The sequence below is a fragment of the Streptomyces macrolidinus genome, assembly GCF_023887685.1.
Classification (GTDB): Bacteria; Actinomycetota; Actinomycetes; order Streptomycetales; family Streptomycetaceae; genus Streptomyces; species Streptomyces macrolidinus.
The window spans coordinates 143,542-163,108 of sequence record NZ_JAMWMR010000001.1 but is presented as its reverse complement, the minus strand read 5'-3'; the positions used below and the strand labels follow the sequence as shown (position 1 = coordinate 163,108).

Sequence of the window (19,567 nt, the reverse complement as noted above, 5' to 3'; positions counted from 1 at the left end):
CCCGCCCGCCGCCGCGCCCCGTACCGGGCGCGGCGGTCATGGCCCTGCGTGGCCCTACTTGGCCCTCCGTAGGCGAGGTGGCGGCCGAAGGGGGCGACGAGGGCGCCGTCGACCTTCTCGGCCGAAGGAGCCTTGCTCGGGGCCGGGGTCGCGGCCTGGGCGGTGGCACCGGCGACGAACGCGCCGCCCACGACCGCGCCGACCGTGACGGCCCCGGCCCTGATCACCGTGCGCCGCGAGAATCTCGTACACAGGTATTCGTGCTGTTCCGCCATGCTCATCCGGGCGCCGAACTGCTGCGGTACTCCCAACTCCCATGCGCCCCACGCCCCATGCACGCCCCATGCGAGGTGTGTCCGTGACTCCACCCACGCGTGAACGCGCGGGCTTCCTGTGTCGGTGGCTAAGCCGCCGCACAGAGGGCCAGCCCGGCCCTGTCGAGGATGTTCGAGGCGCCGACGTGGTCCGCGTTCGCGGTGAATCCGCATGCCGTGCACTGGAACTTCGCTTGGGTGATGCGGTTCTCCTTCGCAACGTGCCCGCAGCCGCCGAGGCTGGGCGGGCACGTGCGGGAGGTGTTGCGGGGGTCCACCGGGATCACGAGGCGACCGGCACTCTCAGCCTTGTTCGCCAGGATTCCGAGGAACTGTCCCCAACCCGCGTCGAGGATGCTCTTGTTCAGCCCGGCCTTGGCAGCGGCACCGTTGGGGAGGAACGCGCCGTCGTTGTCGGGGTCGGGCTTGGGTGCCGGGCTCTTGGTCATCCCGGCGGTGTTCAGCCGCTCGTGCGCGATCACGTCGTTCTCGGCAATGAGCGCGCTTGCGGTCTTGTGGTGGAAGTCGAGGCGTTTTCTGCGCACCTTGGTGTGCAGCTTGGCGACCCTGCGCGCGGCGGCGCGGTGCCGCTTGGTGCGCTGCCGGGTCCGCTTCGGGAATGTCGCAAGGTGCCGCTGGGCCTGGGCCAGTTCCTCGGCCACAGACCCGAGGAAGCGCGGGTTCGCTTCGTGCCCGCCATCGGACGTGGTCAGGAAGTGGGTGGTGCCCATGTCGATGCCGACGATCGCCCCGGTGGGCGGCAGTTCCTCGGCGGGCACGTTGTCGCAGGCGAGGACGACGTACCAGCGGTTTTGCTCGCGCTTCACCGAGATCGTCTTGACACGGCCCTCGACCGGGCGGTGCCGGTGCACGCGGACGTGGCCGACGCCTTGGAGACGTACGCGGGTCTGCGTGTCGTGCGGGGTGGAGTCCCAGCGGCAGCCGTCACCGTCCTTGGGGAAGGTAACGGTGTCGAAGCGGCCGATGCCCTTGAAACGCGGGTAGCCCGGGTTCTGCCCGTCCTTGACACGCCGGAAGAACGCCCCGAACGCCGCCTCCAGGCGCCGCAGAGTGGCTTGCTGGGAGGAGAACGACCAGCGGCCCTGCCGCTCGGGATCGAACGCGCGGATCTCCTTGAGCTGCGCGGACTGCTGCCCGTACTTGACCGATGTCATGGAGGCGTGCCGGTAGGCGTCGCGTCGTTCCTGCAAGGCCCCATTGTAGAGGGAGCAGTGGTCCCGCAGCATCTCTCCGAGAGCCGCTTGCTGACGCCGGGTCGGGCGCAGGAGGAACTTGTAGGCGCGCATCACGGCTGTTCCCCCTTCGCCTTCTTCCAGGGCCACTCCCACTGGGTGTTGATGTACTTCTCCACCGTCTCGGCGCTCACCGCGCCGACCGAGGCGGCGAAGTACGACGACGACCAGAGCGTGGGCAGCTTCGACTTCAGGTGCGGGAATTCCTCCCGCAGCACGCGCGAGGTGAAGCCCTTGAACTGGTTCGCCACGTACGACGCCGACGACTTCGGGTCGTGCTTGACGAACAGGTGCACGTGGTCGGGCATCACCTCCAGGGCGATGATCTCCCACCCGCGCTCATCAGCTTTCTGCTGGATCAGTTCGTCCAGGCGTTCGGCTACTTGGCCAACGAGTACCGGACGGCGGTATTTCGGACACCACACCACGTGGAGTCCGAGGTCGCACATGCCGCCGGAGAACCGGCGGACCTTCCTGGTCACGGCCACGCCATCACTATACAGGCGCCGCGTGACTAATACTCTGCCCTCTGAGTGGAGCAGTCGCCTGCGGCGCGAGACACCGCGCCACTCCGCGACGCAGCGACCGATTCGATTCCCCCACCGACTGAAGCCGGTGATCCCCTCGAAAGGGAGCAGATGGCGCCCGAAGTTCTCCCACCCGGGCGACGTGCCGCAAGACACAGCATGTCCGGTCGGCGAACAAGAACCCATAAGACTTACAAAGAGTTACAGCGGCGATCTGCCCGAAATCGGGCAAGCTCCTTGCGTTACCGTCGCCGGTCCCCCAGGATCTACCGGGTGCACGACGAACTTGTTGATCATTTGACGCGGTCCACGACCCTCAGCCGGGGCGAGGCGCTGCGGGTGGTCCAGGACGTGCTCGCCTTCTTCGACGAGACGACCGAGGAGTTCGTCCGCCGACGCCATCGCGAACTCCAGGCCCGGGGCCTGGTGAACGCGACGATCTTCGAGCGGATCGAGGCGGACCTGAAGTACCGCGCGGTCGCACCGCCCGAGCTCACGCTCCGGCAACTGCGGCGCATCGTCTACGGCTGAGACGCGCCCGGCGGACACCTCACGCTCACGAGTACACAAGGAACATAAGGAAACATATGTGCGGAATCGTCGGATACATCGGTAAGCGCGATGTGGCACCGCTGCTGCTGGAGGGCCTGCAGCGGCTGGAGTACCGCGGCTACGACTCCGCGGGCATCGTGGTGACCTCCCCGAAGACAGCCGGTCTGAAGATGGTCAAGGCCAAGGGCCGGGTCCGCGACCTGGAGGCCAAGGTCCCGGCGCGCTTCAAGGGCACCACCGGTATCGCGCACACCCGTTGGGCCACCCACGGCGCCCCGTCCGACGTGAACGCCCACCCGCACATGTCGGCCGACCAGAAGGTCGCCGTCGTGCACAACGGCATCATCGACAACGCCGCCGACCTCCGTAAGAAGCTGGAAGCGGACGGCGTCGAGTTCCTCTCCGAGACCGACACCGAGGTCCTCACCCACCTGATCGCCCGCTCCGAGGCGGAGACGCTGGAGGAGAAGGTCCGCCAGGCGCTGCGGGTCATCGAGGGCACGTACGGCATCGCCGTGATGCACGCCGACTTCGCGGACCGGATCGTGGTGGCCCGCAACGGCTCCCCGGTCGTCCTCGGCATCGGCGAGAAGGAGATGTTCGTCGCCTCCGACGTCGCCGCGCTGGTCGCCCACACCCGTCAGATAGTCACCCTGGACGACGGCGAGATGGCCACGCTCAAGGCCGACGACTTCCGCACCTACACCACCGAGGGCACCCGGACGACGGCCGAGCCCACCACCGTGGAGTGGGAGGCCGAGTCGTACGACATGGGCGGCCACGACACGTACATGCACAAGGAGATCCACGAGCAGGCCGACGCCGTGGACCGCGTGCTGCGCGGCCGGATCGACGACCGGTTCTCCACCGTGCACCTCGGCGGCCTGAACCTCGACGCCCGTGAGGCGCGCGCGGTGCGCCGGGTGAAGATCCTCGGCTGCGGCACCTCGTACCACGCGGGCATGATCGGCGCCCAGATGATCGAGGAGCTGGCGCGCATCCCCGCCGACGCCGAACCGGCCTCGGAGTTCCGCTACCGCAACGCGGTGGTCGACCCGGACACGCTGTACGTCGCGGTCTCGCAGTCCGGTGAGACCTACGACGTGCTGGCGGCCGTCCAGGAGCTGAAGCGCAAGGGCGCGCGGGTGCTGGGCATCGTCAACGTCGTCGGCTCGGCGATCGCGCGTGAGGCGGACGGCGGGATGTACGTCCACGCCGGTCCCGAGGTGTGCGTGGTCTCCACGAAGTGCTTCACCAACACGACGGTCGCCTTCGCGCTGCTGGCCCTGCACCTGGGCCGCACCCGTGACCTGTCGGTGCGCGACGGCAAGCGGATCATCGAGGGCCTGCGGAAGCTGCCCGGCCAGATCTCCGAGGTCCTCAAGCAGGAAGAGCAGATCAAGGAGCTGGCGAAGCAGTTCGCCGATGCCCGCTCGATGCTCTTCATCGGACGCGTGCGTGGCTACCCGGTGGCCCGCGAGGCCTCCCTCAAGCTCAAGGAGGTCTCGTACATCCACGCCGAGGCCTACCCGGCCTCCGAGCTGAAGCACGGCCCGCTGGCTCTGATCGAGCCCGCCCTGCCGACGGTCGCGATCGTCCCGGACGACGACCTGCTGGAGAAGAACCGCGCGGCCCTGGAGGAGATCAAGGCCCGCAGCGGCCAGATCCTCGCGGTGGCCCACCAGGAGCAGGAGAAGGCCGACCACACGATCGTCGTCCCGAAGAACGAGGACGAGCTGGACCCGATCCTGATGGGCATCCCGCTGCAACTCCTCGCCTACCACACGGCGTTGGCCCTGGGCCGCGACATCGACAAGCCGCGCAACCTGGCGAAGTCGGTGACGGTGGAGTAGCCACTCCCCCGCCGAAGTCCTTCAGCAGGGTGTCCGGTTCGCCTGTCCCAGAGCGAACGCGGACACCCTGTCTGCGTCGGGGCGGTGCTCTGCCAGGAGAAGGGCCAGCGGCCCGGCGGGCAGGAGGAGTCGGGGACGAACAGATGCCGGGGCACCGTGCGCAGGGCGGCTTCGACCTCGGCGATGTGGGCGTGGCCGTTGGCCCGGATCTGGTCTACGAGTGCGTCGCGGAGCCGTTCGGCGTCGGCCTCGTACGCGGCGAGCATGTCGGTGTTCACTGCGGTGACGCTATCGACTGCCGGGCCCGCTGCGGCCGTTGACGCGACGATGTCACTGGATCCCATGACTGCCTCGACGCTCGTGAGGTGCGTCGCCAGCACGTCACCCGCGTACCCCCACCATACGCAAGTCGCTACTTGCCTATAGTGGGGGTCATGACGGAGGATGTCTTCAAGGCGCTGGCCGACCCCACACGTCGGCGCATCCTTGATGAGCTTGCGGAACGCGATGGCCAGACCCTGTTCGAGATCTGCTCACGGCTGGCGATCAAGCACGATCTGGGCCTGTCCCGCCAGGCGATCAGCCAGCATCTGGCTGTACTCGAATCCGCGGGTCTGGTCCTTTCGCGGCGCGAGGGCCGCTACAAGTTCCACGAGCTGAACACCCGGCCCCTTGAGCACATCGTCACTCGGTGGCTCAGGCCCGACACACCGGAGGGCACCCCATGAGGATCCATCTCACCCACGTCTTCGTCGACGACCAGGAGAAGGCCCTGCGCTTCTACACCGCCGTGCTGGGCTTCGTGAAGAAGCACGACGTCCCGGTGGGCGAGGACCGTTGGCTGACCGTGGTCTCGCCGGAGGATCCCGACGGGACCGAACTGCTGCTTGAGCCCTCCGGCCATCCCGCGGTGCAGCCGTACAAGACGGCGCTGGTCAAGGATGGCATCCCCGCCGCCTCCTTCGCCGTGGACGACGTACAGGCGGAGTTCGACCGACTGCTCAGGCTCGGGGTGCACTTCACCCAGGAACCCCTGGAGATGGGCCCGGTCACCACCGCGGTTCTGGACGACACCTGCGGAAACCTGATCCAGATCATGCACAGCAAGTAAGGCGCAGCCCGCGGGTGCCTGCTGTGTGAACGCCACAGCACCTCGCGCGCGAGGGCGAGTTCACGGAATGACGACCACCGGCCGCTTCGCGCGCTTGGCCAGGCGGCCGGCTACCGAGCCGAAGATGCGGCCCACGACGCCGTGTGTGGAGCCGACGACGATCGCGTCCGCCTCGTACTCCCGCCCCACCTCTTCGAGTTCGTGGCAGATGTCGCCGCCGCGCTCGACGAGGATCCACGGCACCTCGGACAGATGGTCCGCGCAGGCCAGTTCGAGACCGAGGACCTCCGTGCGGTGGTCGGGGACGTCGACGAAGACGGGGGGCTCGCAGCCCGCCCAGACCGTGGTGGGCAGTCGGTTGGCGACATGGACGATGATCAGGCCCGTACGCGAGCGACAGGCCATGCCGATCGCATACGCGAGGGCGCGTTCGCTCGAAGTGGAGCCGTCGAAGCCGACGACCACGCCGTGTTTGAAGGCGGGGTCGCAGGACGGGCGTGACTCTTCCGCCGCCAAGGGCTCGGCCGCCGTGGGATCGGCGACGGGGCGCTTGCGGTCCGCGGGATCGGAGAATTCGTGACCGGCCATGGGTGTCTCGGCGTTGTGATCCTCATGGGTGGGGGCAACGGTGTGCGGCGGAGCTGTGTCCGGGAATCATCTTCCCAACCCCATACCCCCAAGGGTACGGCGGCACGCATCCCCAGCCCAGATCCCGCGCACACCGCACAGGGGTTCCAGGGAGCATGCCCGAGGGTGACCCGTAACGCAATGCTCGTCCCCTCGTAGTGGTGGATTGCACCGTGTTCACCCAGGAACAGGACGAAACTTCGGGTATGGCCGCGACCGAGGAGGCGGGGAGTGACCGGCCCGCGAGAGGGCCCGTTGACTCCGGTGAACCGACGCCCCAGGGAGCACCCCGTGCCCGTATCCCGCACCGCATCCCGGCAACACCCCGTGCCGAACGCCGCGGACGCCGTGGTTCGCTGGGCCGCCTTCAGTTGCGGCCTGGTTCCGGTGATCCTCGTCTGCTGCGGCATCTCGTTCCCCGCCGCGATCAGCGCCACGCTCGGGCTCGCGGCCGTCACCGGGACGTGCCGTCTGCTGCTGCTCCAGTCCGAGCGGGGCGCGGCCCGACTGAGAGCCGCGGAGCGCGCGGCGCGATACCGCGGACGGCAGGGCGGCGCGGCGGCAAGAGCGCACGGGAGCGGAAGGCGCAACGAGAGAAGCACCCCGCGTACCTGACCGGTTTCCGCGCACGCCCCCGCCTCTTTTCAGCCAAGTTCTCACCCCCCTGCAACTTAGGGTCGAACGGCCCCCTACCCCCCGTTCGACCTGCACTGAAAGGGTCCCGAAGGGCTCGCGCACCCTACGGGGATTGGCCATGAGGACGAGGCGCACTTCCCTGCGCGGCGCGCGAGTGCAACGCTTCGTGATCGAATGCTTCACGCCAAGTTGCCATGTCGACAATGTGCCGGATCGTGAACTGGCCACGCCGGCGCCACGGGACACAGTAGATTCGATCATGACTGTCTTACGGCGGGGAACTCGTGCAGGACCGAGGGGAAACGTGCAGGAGCGACACAACCGAGGAGCCGCGACCACCGAGGGGGGCTTAGCAGGATGAGCCACGACTCCACTGCCGCATCGGATGCCGCGGCCCGGAAGCTATCCGGGCGACGCCGCAAGGAGATCGTCGCGGTGCTGCTGTTCAGCGGCGGCCCCATCTTCGAGAGTTCCATACCGCTTTCGGTGTTCGGAATCGACCGCCAGGACGCGGGAGTTCCGCGCTACCGGCTGTTGGTCGCCGCAGGCGAGGAAGGCCCGCTGCGGACCACGGGGGGCCTGGAACTGACCGCGCCGCACGGCCTGGAGGCGATCTCGCGGGCGGGCACGGTCGTCGTGCCGGCCTGGCGATCCATCACCTCGCCGCCGCCGGAGGGGGCGCTCGACGCCCTGCGCCGCGCGCACGACGAGGGGGCCCGCATAGTCGGGCTGTGCACGGGCGCCTTCGTCCTGGCCGCCGCCGGGCTGCTGGACGGACGCCCGGCCACCACGCACTGGATGTACGCGCCGACGCTGGCCAAGCGCTATCCGTCGGTGCATGTCGATCCGCGCGAACTGTTCGTGGACGACGGCGATGTGCTCACCTCCGCGGGCACGGCGGCCGGAATCGACCTCTGCCTCCACATCGTGCGCACGGACCACGGCAACGAGGCGGCCGGTGCGCTCGCCCGCCGTCTGGTGGTCCCGCCGCGCCGCACCGGCGGCCAGGAGCGCTACCTCGACAGGTCTTTACCCGAGGAGATCGGCGCCGATCCGCTGGCCGAGGTCGTCGCCTGGGCCCTGGAGCACCTCCACGAGCAGTTCGACGTGGAGACGCTCGCCGCACGCGCGTACATGAGCCGACGGACCTTCGACCGCCGCTTCCGCTCCCTCACCGGGAGCGCCCCGCTGCAGTGGCTGATCACCCAGCGGGTGCTCCAGGCGCAGCGGCTCCTCGAGACCTCCGAGTACTCGGTCGACGAGGTGGCCGGGCGCTGCGGCTTCCGCTCCCCGGTGGCGCTGCGCGGGCACTTCCGGCGCCAGCTCGGCTCCTCGCCCGCGGCCTACCGTGCCGCCTACCGGGCGCGCCGCCCGCAGGGGGAACGGCCGGTCGAGGCGGACGGCCCGGCCGGGCCCGCGGCACCGCAGGTCGTACCGGAGGCCACCCCGGTCCCCGCGCAGTCCCGCCGCACGGCGGCGGCGAGCGCGCTCGGCCCGACGGCGTCCATGTCCACGGAGCACCCGGGCAAGGGTGTGCCGGAGCTGTACTCGACGGGCCGCCCGAGCCTGCCCGGCCAGCGCAGCGCGCCGTAGCCGAAGAGAGCGAGAACGCGAGCACGCGAGCACGGGCGGGATCCACGATGTGGTGCGGACCACGGATCCCGCCCTTTCGGCGTGCCGTCCGCGATGTTCCCCACATGCAGGGCCGGTCCGCCCGGACCCCTTGGGCCATAAGGTGGGACACATGAACGATCGCATGGTGTGGATCGACTGCGAGATGACCGGACTCTCGCTGTCCGACGACGCGCTCATCGAGGTGGCCGCGCTGGTCACCGACTCCGAGCTGAACGTACTCGGCGAGGGGGTGGACATCGTGATCCGCCCGCCGGACGCCGCGCTGGAGACGATGCCGGAGGTGGTGCGCCAGATGCACACCGCCTCGGGGCTGCTCGAGGAGCTGGCGGCGGGCACGACGCTCGCCGACGCCGAGGAGCAGGTCCTCTCCTACGTACGGGAGCACGTCAAGGAGCCGGGCAAGGCCCCACTGTGCGGCAACTCCGTCGGTACGGACCGCGGCTTCCTGAGCCGCGACATGCCGACGCTGGAGGACTACCTCCACTACCGGATCGTGGACGTCAGCTCCATCAAGGAGCTGGCCCGCCGCTGGTATCCGCGGGCGTACTTCAACAGCCCCGAGAAGAACGGCAACCACCGGGCGCTGGCCGACATCCGCGAATCGATCGCGGAGTTGCGCTACTACCGTGAGGCGATCTTCGTACCCCAGCCGGGCCCCGACTCGGAGACGGCCCGCGCGATCGCGGCCAAGCACGTCGTGCGCGCGCACTGACGTCCCGCGCAGGGTCCGGACGGGCCGCGGGGAAACGCATGCGCGAGCACCCCTTCGGACCCTGTACACTTTTTCTCGGCCGGTACGGGAAACCGAAGAACGCCGGTCATGGTGGGTGTAGCTCAGTTGGTAGAGCACCTGGTTGTGGTCCAGGATGTCGCGGGTTCGAGTCCCGTCACTCACCCTGAGTAGTCAGCCGGTGACCCGAGCAGTACGGGTCACCGGCTGATCTGCGTTTCAGGGATGTCAGGGCTTGCGGCCGAGTCCGCCGTGCTCACCGAGGACCGTCGCGGTCCCGTCGCCGTCCTCCGGCCGCCACTGCGGCAGGGTCACGACGCCCGGCTCCACCAGCTCCAGGCCGTCGAAGAAGCCCGTGATCTGCTCGACCGTGCGCAGGATGTACGGGATCGCGCCGCTCTTGTTGTACGCCTCCTGGGCCCGCTCGTACTCCGGGTCGATGCCGAGGGAGCCGTCGTTCACGGACAGATAGCTGCCGGAGGGCAGGCCGTCCATCAGCCGGCGGACGATGGAGCGCGCCTCGTCGTAGTCGGCGACATGACCGAGGATGCCGCTGAGGATCAGTGCCGTGGGCCGGGTCAGGTCGAGCGTCTCGGCGGCATGCGCGAGGATGCGCTCCGGGTCGTACAGATCGGCGTCCACATACGCGGTCGCGCCCTCCGGGGTGGAGGTGAGCAGGGCACGGGCATGGGCGAGGACCAGCGGGTCCTTGTCGACGTAGACGATCCGGGACTCGGGCGCGAGCCGCTGGGCGACCTCGTGGGTGTTGTCCACCGTCGGCAGACCGGTCCCCACGTCCAGGAACTGCCGGATGCCCGCCTCCGTGACCAGGTACCGGATGCTGCGCCCGAGGAAGGCGCGGCTGCCGCGCGCGACGTCGACGATGCCGGGGAAGACGGCGGCGTAGGCGTCACCGGCCTCCTCGTCGACCGGGTAGTTGTCCTTGCCGCCCAGCCAGTAGTTCCAGACCCGCGCCGAATGCGGCATCGACGTGTCGATCGTGCGGCTCTCCACCGGTCCGGACAGGGGCGCGTGGTCGGTCATGGGCGGACTCTCCTCAGCCGAGCGAAATGGGTCTCGGGGCCAACCTAGATCCAACTCACCACGCTCGCACGGCAGTTCGCACATCCGGTCCGGGTCTCGCTACGCGGTGTCGATGACGTGGGCAACCTTCGTGCGGTTCTCGCGCTCAGGACGACGCCCGCACCATCAGCTCCGTACGCAGCACCACTTGGCGGCGGTCCAGGCCCCGCGAGGCCGCCGGGCGGTGGTCCGCTATCTCCTCCAGGAGCAGGTCGATCATCGCCCGGCCCATCTCCTCGATGGGCTGACGCACGCTCGTCAGGGGCGGGTCCATGTGCCGGGCGATCACCGAGTCGTCGTACCCGGCCAGCGCCACGTCCTCGGGTATCCGACGGCCCGCCGCGCGCAGCGCCTGGCGCGCACCCGCCGCCATCACGTCCGACGCCGCGAACACCGCGTCCACCTCCGGGCGGAGGTCCAGCAGTCGGGCCATCGCCCGGCGACCGCCCTCCTCGGTGAAGTCACCAGGGACGATCAGGGCCTCGTCCACCTCGCGGCCCGCGTCGCGCAGAGCGGCCCGGTAGCCGTCGATGCGCCGCTGGGCGCCGTAGACGTCGAAGGGGCCCGTGATCGTGGCGATACGGCGGCGGCCCCGGGCGATCAGATGCTCGACCGCCGAGCGTCCGCCGCCGTGGTTGTCCGAGTCCACCGACGGCAGCGTCTCCCGCTCCGAGCGCGGGCCGCTGATCACGGTGGGGATGTCCAGTTGGGCCAGGAGGTCCGGCAGCGGGTCGGCCGCGTGGACCGAGACCAGCAGGACGCCGTCCACCCGGTGCGCCGCCAGGTACTGCGCCAGCCTGCGCCGTTCACGGTCGCCGCCCGCGAAGATCAGCAGCAACTGCATCTCCGTCTCGGCCAGTTCCGCGCCCACGCCGCGCAGCATCTCCGAGAAGTACGGCTCGGCGAAGAAGCGGGTCTCGGGCTCGGGGACGACGAGGGCGATCGCGTCCGTACGGTTGGCGGCCAGCGCCCGCGCCGCCGTGTTCGGGACGTACCCCAGCTCCGCGACCGCCGCCTCGACCGCCGCGCGGGTCGCGTCGCTGACCCGGGGCGAACCGTTGATCACCCGGGAGACCGTGCCACGGCCCACACCGGCCAGCACGGCGACCTCTTCCAGGGTCGGCCGCCGGCCACTCCGGCCCCGCGTTCCGTGGCCTGCCATGGCCGCCTCCTGTCACCGCACGCACTCCGCCGGCCTGGAATGTAACAGCAGCGTCGAGGCCGCCGCCCGGCCGGATCGGCGGGCGGGCCCGGACGGCTTCGCGGCGTCAGCGGCAACTCGCGGGACAGCGACCGGCGTTCGGGGCCGGGCTTGCCAACGTTCCGGTAACTGAAGGCAGTTCGCTTCGTCCGGTCCCTTGACACCCCCGCTCTGACCAACGACCCTTCAACACATCACTCATGGGAGCGCTCCCACAGCGTCTGACACATACACATCCCGCACGTTCCCCGCCCGAGCCGCAGCGACAACTCACGGGCGCAGCACAGTAGTTGGCCGGGGGGTCGGTACGTCAGGGCAACAGGAGGACGACATGCGAGGTACTCGCTCGGTCCACAGAGCGTTGGCCTTCGCGGCGATCGCCGCGCTGGGCGCCGGTCTGCTGACCGGCTGCGCCGACGACAGCGGCAGCAGCAGCGACGGCGACTCCGGCGGCGGCAAGGGGAAGACCACGATCAGCCTCGGCCTCTTCGGCACCTTCGGCTTCAAGGAGGCCGGACTCTACGCGGAGTACGAGAAGGCCCACCCCGATATCAAGATCACCGAGAACGTCACCGAGCGGAACGAGAACTACTACCCGGCGCTCGTCAACCACCTCACCACCGGCAGCGGCCTCCAGGACATCCAGGGCGTCGAGGTCGGCAACATCGCCGAGGTGGTCGGCACCCAGGCGGCCAAGCTCGAGGACCTCTCCAAGGCCCCGGGCGTCGACAAGAGCGACTTCCTGGACTGGAAGTGGCAGCAGGCCACCACCAAGGACGGACAGACGGTCGGCCTCGGCACCGATGTCGGCCCGATGGCCATCTGCTACCGCAAGGACCTCTTCGAGAAGGCCGGTCTGCCCACAGACCGTGACCAGCTCGGCAAGATGTGGGCCGGTGACTGGAGCAAGCTCGTCGATGTCGGTGAGACGTATCAGAAGAAGGCGCCGAAGGGCACCACCTTCATGGACTCCCCCGGCGGCATGCTGAACGCGATCCTCAGCAGCGAGAAGGAGAAGTTCTACGACGCCTCCGGCGAGGTCGTCTACAAGACGAACCCCGCCGTCAAGGCCGCCTTCGATCTGACCGCGAAGGCCACCAAGGAGGGGCTGGTCGGCTCCCAGACCCAGTTCCAGCCGACCTGGGACCAGACGATCGCCAACGTGAAGTTCGCCGCGATGGCCTGCCCGCCGTGGATGCTCGGCTACATCAAGGGCAAGTCGCAGGCGGACGCCAAGGGCAAGTGGGACGTGGCGGTCGCGCCCAAGTCCGGTAACTGGGGCGGTTCCTTCCTGACCGTGCCGAAGACCGGCAAGCATGTGAAGGAGGCCCAGGAGCTGGCCGCCTGGCTGACCGCGCCCGCGCAGCAGGCGAAGCTGTTCAGTGTCCAGGGCAGCTTCCCGAGCGCGCAGAGCGCGTACAGCTCTCCCGAAGTCACCGGCGCGAAGAACGAGATGACCGGTGACGCCCCGATCGGCACGATCTTCGCCGAGGCCGCCAAGTCCAGCCCGGTCCAGCCGATCGGCCCGAAGGACCAGATCATCCAGCAGGGTCTGACCGACAACGGCGTCTTCCTCGTGACCAAGGGCAAGTCGGCCGAGGAGGCCTGGGCGACGGCCACCAAGACCATCGACAACAACCTGGACAAGTGACCGGCATGTCCACCCGGCACGAGTCCGCCGCGCCCCCCGCGAAGGGGGGCGCGGCCCCGGGCCGCTCGCCCGGGACACCGACCGAGGCAGAACTGCGGCGTCGCGCGCGGCTCTCCCGCCGCTGGCGTCGGGACATGCGCTTCAGCCCGTACGCGTTCGTCTCGCCGTTCTTCCTGCTCTTCCTCGCCTTCGGCCTCTTCCCGCTGCTCTACACCGCGTGGGCCTCGCTGCACACGGTGGAGCTGACGGCGCCGACGGACATGGAGTGGGCGGGGCTGCGCAACTACACCCGGATCTTCGACGACGACTTCTTCTGGAACGCGGCGAAGAACACCCTGACCATCGGGATCATCTCGACCGTCCCGCAGTTGCTGATGGCGATGGGTCTCGCCCACGTCCTCAACTACAAGCTGCGCGGCTCGACCTTCTACCGCGTCGTGCTGCTCGCCCCGTACGCGACGTCGATCGCCGCGGCCTCGCTGGTGTTCGTGCTGCTCTTCGGGCGCGACTACGGGATGATCAACTGGGTGCTGCACTTCGCCGGGATCGACGCCGTCGACTGGCAGAACGACAAGTGGCCCTCCCAGCTCGCCGTCTCCTCGATCGTCATCTGGCGCTGGACGGGCTACAACGCGCTGATCTACCTGGCGGCGATGCAGGCCATCCCGCAGGATCTGTACGAGTCGGCGGCCCTGGACGGGGCCGGTCGCTGGCAGCAGTTCTTCCATGTCACGCTGCCGTCGCTGCGGCCGACGATCCTGTTCACCTGTGTCGTGTCGACCATCGGCGCGAGCCAACTCTTCGGCGAGCCCCTGCTGTTCGACGCGAACAAGGGCGCGTCGGGCGGCGGTGAGCACCAGTTCCAGACGTTGGGGCTGTATCTGTACGAGCAGGGCTGGGTGAACCAGCACCTGGGCCGGGCCTCCGCGATCGCCTGGACGATGTTCCTGATCCTCATCGTGATCGGGATCGTCAACTACGTCATCTCGCGCCGGTTGCGCGCCAGTAGTGGGGAGAACCGGTCGTGACGAGGACCCTGACGAAGCCCGAGGACGCCCGACGCGGGGACGCGGTGCCCCGGCCCCGGCGGGTCGGCCGGTCCAAGGCGTCGCGTGCCGGCGGGCAGCTCCACGCCGGTCCACTCACGTACGTCGTACTGGTCCTGTTCGCCGTCGGTTCGCTGTTCCCGCTGGTGTGGTCGGCGATCGCGGCCTCGCGCGACAACAACCGGCTGGCGCAGACACCTCCGCCCTTCTGGTTCGGCGCGAACCTGTTCCACAACCTCAAGATCGCCTGGTCGGACGCCAATCTGGGCGAGGCGTTCTTCAACACCACGGTGGTGGCGGGCATTTCGGCCGTGACCATCGTGTTCCTGTCGACGATCGCCGGGTTCGCCTTCGCCAAGCTGCGCTTCAGAGGCCGGGGCGCGCTGATGCTGATCGTCATCGGCACGATGATGGTGCCGCCCCAACTCAGCGTGATCCCGCTGTACATGATGGTCGCCAAGCTCGACTGGAGCGACCAGTTGCAGGCGGTGATCCTGCCCTCGCTGGTCAGCGCGTTCGGTGTGTTCTTCATGCGGCAGTATCTGATCCAGGCGCTGCCGGACGAGATCATCGAGGCGGCCCGGGTGGACGGGGCGAGCAGTTGGCGCGTGGTGTGGCACGTGGTGTTCCCGGCGGCGCGGCCCGCGATGGCGGTGCTCGGCATGCTGATGTTCGTCCAGACCTGGAACGACTTCCTGTGGCCGTTCCTGGTCCTGACCCAGAACGGCAATCCGACCGTGCAGGTGGCGGTCGCGGGCCTGGGCCGCGGCTACACCCCCGACCAGTCCCTGATCATGGCGGGCGCGCTGCTCGGCACGCTGCCGCTGCTGCTGGTCTTCGCGATCTTCGGCAAGCAGATCGTGGGCGGCATCATGCAGGGCGCCGTCAAGGGCTGACGCCCTGATCCGATCCACGGGGCCTGGTGCCCGCCAGGGCGCTGGGCCCCGGCGCCCCGGCCCCGCCCCTCCCCTGTCCGCCCATCCCAGTCCGGCCATTCCCAGTCCGGCGATCCCCCTGTCCGCCCCCCTGTCCGGCCATCCGTCGGCTATCCACGACCACCCATGGGAGCGCTTCCATGTCTGACAACGTTACCCCGGTGACCTTTCCCTCCTCCTTCCTCTGGGGCGCGGCGACCTCCGCGTACCAGATCGAGGGGGCGGTGCGGGAGGACGGCCGCACCCCCTCCATCTGGGACACCTTCAGCCATACGCCGGGCAAGACGGCCGACGGCGACACCGGTGACACCGCCGTCGACCACTACCACCGCTACCGCGAAGACGTCGCGCTGATGGCCGAGTTGGGCCTCACGGCGTACCGCTTCTCGGTCTCCTGGCCGCGGGTGCAGCCGATGGGCCGGGGGCCCGCGGTGCAGCGGGGCCTGGACTTCTACCGCCGCCTCGTGGACGAGCTGCTCGCCCATGGCATCAAGCCCGCGATCACCCTCTACCACTGGGACCTGCCACAGGAGTTGGAGGACGCGGGCGGCTGGCCGCAGCGCGACACGGCGTACCGGTTCGCCGAGTACGCGCAGATGGTGGGCGAGGCGCTGGGTGACCGCGTGGAGCAGTGGATCACGCTCAACGAGCCGTGGTGCAGCGCGTTCCTCGGCTACGGCTCCGGGGTGCACGCGCCGGGCCGTACGGACGCGGTGTCCGCGCTCAGGGCGGCGCACCATCTGAACCTGGCCCATGGGCTCGGCACCACCGCGCTCAGGTCGGTGATGCCGGCCCGCAACACGGTCGCCGTGAGCCTCAACTCGTCGGTGGTGCGCACCGTTTCGCAGGAGCCCGCGGATCTCGCGGCGGCCCGGAAGATCGACGACCTCGCCAACGGCGTCTTCCACGGCCCGATCCTGCACGGCGCCTACCCGAAGACCCTGCTGGACTCGACGGCGGGGCTCACCGACTGGTCCTACGTCCAGGCCGGGGACCTGAAGGCGATCCACCAGCCGCTGGACGCGCTGGGCCTCAACTACTACCACCCGGCGCTGGTGTCGGCGGCCTCGAACGCGGACCCGGACGGACCGCGGGCGGACGGGCACGGGGCGAGCGCGTACTCGCCGTGGCCGGGGGCGGACGACGTGGCGTTCCACCAGACCCCGGGCGAGCAGACGGAGATGGGCTGGACCGTCGACCCGACCGGGCTGCACGAGCTGCTCATGCGCTACAGCCAGGAGGCGCCGGGCCTGCCGCTGTACGTGACGGAGAACGGCGCGGCGTACGTGGACGAGCCGGGCCCGGACGGACAGGTGCACGACCCGGAGCGGATCGCGTATCTGCACGGCCATCTCGCCGCGATCCGGCGGGCGATCACGGACGGCGCGGATGTGCGCGGCTACTACCTCTGGTCCCTGATGGACAACTTCGAGTGGGCGTTCGGCTACGCGAAGCGGTTCGGCATCGTGCACGTGGACTACGCGACGCTGAAGCGGACCCCGAAGGCGAGCGCGCGGTGGTACGGGCGGGCGGCGCGAACGGGGGAGCTGCCGCCGCTGGAGGGCTGAGCGCTCGGGGCGCGGCGCGGGTGACCGGCCGCCGCGCCCCAGCGGTGGGGCCAATGGGGAGGTGGGTCAGTGGAAGACCGAGGGCGGGGGTACCGGGGAGGCCACCGCCCCGGCGTCCGTGACCGCCGGGGCGCCGCCGGTGAAGTCGGTCAGCGCCCTGCCGTGCTCCACGCGCGCGGAGTGCGGGTCCGAGGCGGCTCGGCGGGTCAGTTCGGCGACCGGGATCGGATGGCCGGAGCCGATGAGCACGGCGTTGCCGAAGCGTCGGCCGCGCAGCACGGCCGGGTCGGCGACGAGCGCGAGTTCGGGGAAGACGGCCGCCGCGGTCGAGATCTGACCCCGTAGATGGGCGAGCGGCGGGCCGTCGGCGAGGTTGGCCGCGTACAGACCGCCGTCCTTCAGCGCCCTGCGGACGTCCGTGAGGAACTCGACCGAGGTCAGATGCGCCGGCGTGCGCGCCCCGCTGAACACGTCGGTGATGACCAGGTCCGCCCAGCCGTCGGGCACCTTGGCGAGCCCCGCACGGGCGTCCGTGGAGCGCACCCTGATCCGGGCGCCCGGGTCCAACGGCAAGGCGCGGCGCACCAGTTGGACCAGCGCGGCGTCCCGTTCGACGATCTGCTGGGTGGAGCGGGGGCGGGTGGCGGCGGTGTAGCGGGCGAGGGTGAACGCGCCGCCGCCGAGATGCACGACGTGCAGGGGACGGCCGGGCGGGGCGGCCAGGTCGATGACATGGCCGAGGCGGCGCTGGTACTCGAAGCTCAGATACGCGGGGTCGTCGAGGTCGACGTGCGATTGCGGGGCCCCGTCGATGAGGAGGGTCCAGGCACGCGCACGGTCGCGGTCGGGTACCAGCTCCGCGAGCCCGCCGTCCACCGCTTCGACGACGACCTCGACGGCTTCCTTGCGCCGTGTGTTCCGTGACCTGCCCATCTCCCTATTATCGGGGCGCGTCGGCGGTCACGGCACATCCGGTCAGTAGCCCCGCAGCACGACTCCGTGGCGGGTGCGCAGTCGGCGGATCTCCCACCAGGCGATGGCCGTCACGGACGCGGGACCGCCGATCACCGTCGCGGTCTGGATCCACGGCGGACCGGGCGGCAGGCCACCCGCGAACAGGCCGATGATCATGAACTCCCACACCAGCACCCCGGTGAGCAGCGCGGGCAGCGCGGCGTGCACCTCGGAGGTGTTGAAGGCGCTGCGTACGGCGGGCCGGGAGGCGAACGCCACGAACAGTACGAACCAGGTCATGGGGATGAACATGGCGGCCACGGCGGGCGCTTGGAGGAGCGGAGAGCGGACGTGCGCCACCGTCCACGGCATGGCCTGGATCGTCGCCCACCCGAGCAGGGGAATCAGGAAGAGGGCGCCGAAGTAGCAGAGCGCCGATCGCCCCGCTCTGCGCACCTGCGGTCGCATGGCGTGCCGCACGTGCGGCGGGGCCCAGCGGAAGAGCAGCGCGACCACGACGGGGGCCGTGAGCAGGAGCAGCCACGGGGTCACCGTCAGCCGCATGAAGAACTGTTCCTGGGCCTCGGTCACGTCTCCCGGCTTGCCGTACGCGGCCAGGATGAGGAGCGACATGACACCGGCGCTCCAGGCGCGCGCCTTCTGGACGCGCATCACCTCGGGGTCCTCGATACGACGGTGCGCCCGCGCCGGGAAGATCCGGCGGGCCCTGTTGCGGGCCGACCGGGCCAACGGGTAGGCGATCAGCAACGGCATGAACAGCCCCCAGGTGCACGGCAACAGCAGCGCCGCCCACACACAGCCGTGGATCCGCTGCCGCCCGCCCCTGAGCAACCCGCCGAGCGTCGGCCATTCTTCGTCGCGCAGCCGGTGCCGGAGAGGAACGTACGGCGGCTGCGGCCCGTACGGGGGCAGGCCCGGCGCCGGCGGATACGGGAACGGGTACGGGTACGGGCCCGGCTGCGGCGGACCGTACGGGTGCGGAGGCGCATAGGGCCCCGGTCCCGCGGGGGGCGGTGCGTACGGTCCGTACGGACCGTACGCACCGCCGTTCGGCGGCCAAGGCTGCTGATACGGGTTGTGTCCCCCGAAACTCACGCTGCTGTCCTTCCCCGGTGATGAACAGTTGCTCTGTATCAGTCAACCGGGGGTGGGGCAACCGGACTTGGGACCGTACGAAGTCGCCCGGCACACGCGGCGCAGACCTCGGCTCGTGAGGCCCGGACCGCCGAAGGCCTACCAGCAGTCGTCCGCCGCCCGGATCAGCCGGGCCGCCTCGCCGAGGGCCTCGCGCAGGATCGCCGGGTCCGTGGCCGTGTCCGCGTCGCCGGGCGGGAGCAGCCAGCCCGTGCCCTTGAGCGGGGGTTCCGGGGCGACGAGGCTCATGCCGCGGCCCTGGGTCCGGGTGCAGGTGCTGCCCGGGACGTCCCACGCGTCCGCCGTGCCGGGCGGGACCAGGAAGCCGAGGGTGTCGCAGTCGTCGTCGTGGAGGACGGGCCCGACGCGGTCGGCCGCCCCGCGGCGCAGGATGTCGACGGCTTCGAGGCCCTGCCGGGCCGGTACGGTCACCAGGTCGGGGCCCTGCTGCGGAGGTGCGCCGCGCTGCGGCACCTGCCGCGCGCTCGACGGCTGGACACGGAACTGCGCGCTCTGCCTGGTCTGCATCCCGGCGTCCGACACTGAACTCCTCCTCGACAGGTGAGCTGGGTCGGGAGTTCGGGTGGCTCCCGGTCCATGGAGTCCAACGCCCGGGGACGTCAAGGGCTACGGCACAACACTGCCGCAAAGGATGGCAGTTCATGGCAGATCACGCGCGAGATATCCGGTTTGTAGCTAAACCTCGCATGATGACACCCGCGAGGCAGGTACGTTC

At 69.8% G+C, this 19,567-nt stretch carries 19 protein-coding genes, 1 tRNA gene and 2 pseudogenes; 12 read left to right on the top strand and 10 right to left on the bottom strand.

Annotated features, from left to right (window positions below):
* Positions 1 to 53: 53 nt before the first annotated feature.
* The 3 genes and pseudogenes from NGF19_RS00790 to tnpA form a co-directional block, all read right to left on the bottom strand.
* Positions 54 to 311 (bottom strand): annotated as a pseudogene (locus tag NGF19_RS00790) (phosphoesterase); the annotation flags it as partial.
* 92 nt (positions 312 to 403) lie between these two features.
* Positions 404 to 1,624, bottom strand: a complete 1,221-nt coding sequence (locus NGF19_RS00785; RefSeq protein ID WP_252421725.1) for an RNA-guided endonuclease InsQ/TnpB family protein — start codon at positions 1,622 to 1,624, stop codon at positions 404 to 406.
* Complete coding sequence (tnpA, locus tag NGF19_RS00780) at positions 1,621 to 2,016, bottom strand: IS200/IS605 family transposase (RefSeq protein ID WP_252421723.1); 396 nt, start codon at positions 2,014 to 2,016, stop codon at positions 1,621 to 1,623. Before tnpA ends, NGF19_RS00785 begins: the two co-directional genes overlap by 4 nt.
* 351 nt (positions 2,017 to 2,367) lie before the next feature.
* On the opposite strand from tnpA, the gene NGF19_RS00775 reads away from it, so the two are divergent.
* A complete protein-coding gene (locus NGF19_RS00775) occupies positions 2,368 to 2,625 on the top strand; it encodes a hypothetical protein (RefSeq protein ID WP_252421405.1) in 258 nt (85 codons plus the stop codon).
* 56 nt (positions 2,626 to 2,681) lie between these two features.
* Entirely contained in the window at positions 2,682 to 4,499 is a 1,818-nt protein-coding gene (gene glmS / locus NGF19_RS00770) for a glutamine--fructose-6-phosphate transaminase (isomerizing) (RefSeq protein WP_252421404.1), read from the top strand.
* 122 nt (positions 4,500 to 4,621) lie between these two features.
* Here glmS and NGF19_RS00765 read toward each other — a convergent pair.
* Positions 4,622 to 4,852, bottom strand: a pseudogene (locus NGF19_RS00765) (methyltransferase, FxLD system); the annotation flags it as partial.
* An 81-nt stretch (positions 4,853 to 4,933) separates the two neighbouring features.
* On the opposite strand from NGF19_RS00765, the gene NGF19_RS00760 reads away from it, so the two are divergent.
* Positions 4,934 to 5,227, top strand: coding sequence for an ArsR/SmtB family transcription factor (locus tag NGF19_RS00760; protein ID WP_252421403.1), 294 nt, complete (start codon positions 4,934 to 4,936; stop codon positions 5,225 to 5,227).
* On the top strand, positions 5,224 to 5,610 hold the full coding sequence (locus NGF19_RS00755) for a VOC family protein (RefSeq protein WP_252421402.1): 387 nt from the start codon (positions 5,224 to 5,226) through the stop codon (positions 5,608 to 5,610). The genes NGF19_RS00760 and NGF19_RS00755 overlap by 4 nt, the downstream gene beginning before the upstream one ends.
* A gap of 60 nt (positions 5,611 to 5,670) precedes the next feature.
* On the opposite strand, the gene NGF19_RS00750 is transcribed toward NGF19_RS00755, so the two are convergent.
* Positions 5,671 to 6,198 carry a universal stress protein gene (locus NGF19_RS00750; RefSeq protein WP_252421400.1) on the bottom strand — a complete coding sequence of 176 codons (528 nt, stop codon included), beginning with the start codon at positions 6,196 to 6,198 and terminating at the stop codon, positions 5,671 to 5,673.
* A 330-nt stretch (positions 6,199 to 6,528) separates the two neighbouring features.
* Between NGF19_RS00750 and NGF19_RS00745 the strand changes: the two genes are divergently transcribed.
* The 4 genes from NGF19_RS00745 (at position 6,529) to NGF19_RS00730 (ending at position 9,404) form a co-directional block, all read left to right on the top strand.
* Complete coding sequence (locus NGF19_RS00745; RefSeq protein WP_252421398.1) at positions 6,529 to 6,852, top strand: hypothetical protein; 324 nt, start codon at positions 6,529 to 6,531, stop codon at positions 6,850 to 6,852.
* 378 nt (positions 6,853 to 7,230) lie between these two features.
* The gene (locus tag NGF19_RS00740) at positions 7,231 to 8,466 is read left to right on the top strand and encodes a helix-turn-helix domain-containing protein (protein WP_252421396.1); all 1,236 of its coding nucleotides are present in this window, start codon (positions 7,231 to 7,233) and stop codon (positions 8,464 to 8,466) included.
* A 151-nt stretch (positions 8,467 to 8,617) separates the two neighbouring features.
* The gene (orn, locus tag NGF19_RS00735; protein WP_252421394.1) at positions 8,618 to 9,220 is read left to right on the top strand and encodes an oligoribonuclease; all 603 of its coding nucleotides are present in this window, start codon (positions 8,618 to 8,620) and stop codon (positions 9,218 to 9,220) included.
* Between the two features lie 111 nt (positions 9,221 to 9,331).
* Positions 9,332 to 9,404, top strand: a tRNA-His gene (locus NGF19_RS00730).
* Positions 9,405 to 9,466: 62 nt separating this feature from the next.
* On the opposite strand, the gene NGF19_RS00725 is transcribed toward NGF19_RS00730, so the two are convergent.
* On the bottom strand, positions 9,467 to 10,282 hold the full coding sequence (locus tag NGF19_RS00725; protein WP_252421392.1) for an SAM-dependent methyltransferase: 816 nt from the start codon (positions 10,280 to 10,282) through the stop codon (positions 9,467 to 9,469).
* Between the two features lie 145 nt (positions 10,283 to 10,427).
* Positions 10,428 to 11,483, bottom strand: coding sequence for a LacI family DNA-binding transcriptional regulator (locus NGF19_RS00720; protein ID WP_252421390.1), 1,056 nt, complete (start codon positions 11,481 to 11,483; stop codon positions 10,428 to 10,430).
* Between the two features lie 370 nt (positions 11,484 to 11,853).
* On the opposite strand from NGF19_RS00720, the gene NGF19_RS00715 reads away from it, so the two are divergent.
* From NGF19_RS00715 to NGF19_RS00700, 4 genes are all read left to right on the top strand, one after another.
* Positions 11,854 to 13,173 carry an ABC transporter substrate-binding protein gene (locus NGF19_RS00715; protein WP_252421388.1) on the top strand — a complete coding sequence of 440 codons (1,320 nt, stop codon included), beginning with the start codon at positions 11,854 to 11,856 and terminating at the stop codon, positions 13,171 to 13,173.
* Between the two features lie 5 nt (positions 13,174 to 13,178).
* Positions 13,179 to 14,201: a carbohydrate ABC transporter permease gene (locus NGF19_RS00710; RefSeq protein WP_252421721.1), complete on the top strand. Its 1,023-nt coding sequence runs from the start codon at positions 13,179 to 13,181 to the stop codon at positions 14,199 to 14,201.
* Positions 14,198 to 15,115, top strand: coding sequence for a carbohydrate ABC transporter permease (locus NGF19_RS00705; RefSeq protein ID WP_252421387.1), 918 nt, complete (start codon positions 14,198 to 14,200; stop codon positions 15,113 to 15,115). The genes NGF19_RS00710 and NGF19_RS00705 overlap by 4 nt, the downstream gene beginning before the upstream one ends.
* A 179-nt stretch (positions 15,116 to 15,294) precedes the next feature.
* Complete coding sequence (locus NGF19_RS00700; RefSeq protein ID WP_252421385.1) at positions 15,295 to 16,722, top strand: GH1 family beta-glucosidase; 1,428 nt, start codon at positions 15,295 to 15,297, stop codon at positions 16,720 to 16,722.
* A 66-nt stretch (positions 16,723 to 16,788) separates the two neighbouring features.
* Here the strand turns inward: NGF19_RS00700 and NGF19_RS00695 are convergent, their stop codons facing one another.
* The 3 genes from NGF19_RS00695 to NGF19_RS00685 all read right to left on the bottom strand — a co-directional run bounded on the left by NGF19_RS00695 (position 16,789) and on the right by NGF19_RS00685 (position 19,359).
* Entirely contained in the window at positions 16,789 to 17,655 is an 867-nt protein-coding gene (locus tag NGF19_RS00695) for a spermidine synthase (protein ID WP_252421383.1), read from the bottom strand.
* A 42-nt stretch (positions 17,656 to 17,697) separates the two neighbouring features.
* Positions 17,698 to 18,528 carry a hypothetical protein gene (locus NGF19_RS00690; protein ID WP_252421381.1) on the bottom strand — a complete coding sequence of 277 codons (831 nt, stop codon included), beginning with the start codon at positions 18,526 to 18,528 and terminating at the stop codon, positions 17,698 to 17,700.
* Positions 18,529 to 18,930: 402 nt separating this feature from the next.
* A complete protein-coding gene (locus NGF19_RS00685; protein ID WP_289733871.1) occupies positions 18,931 to 19,359 on the bottom strand; it encodes a hypothetical protein in 429 nt (142 codons plus the stop codon).
* Positions 19,360 to 19,567: the final 208 nt, after the last annotated feature.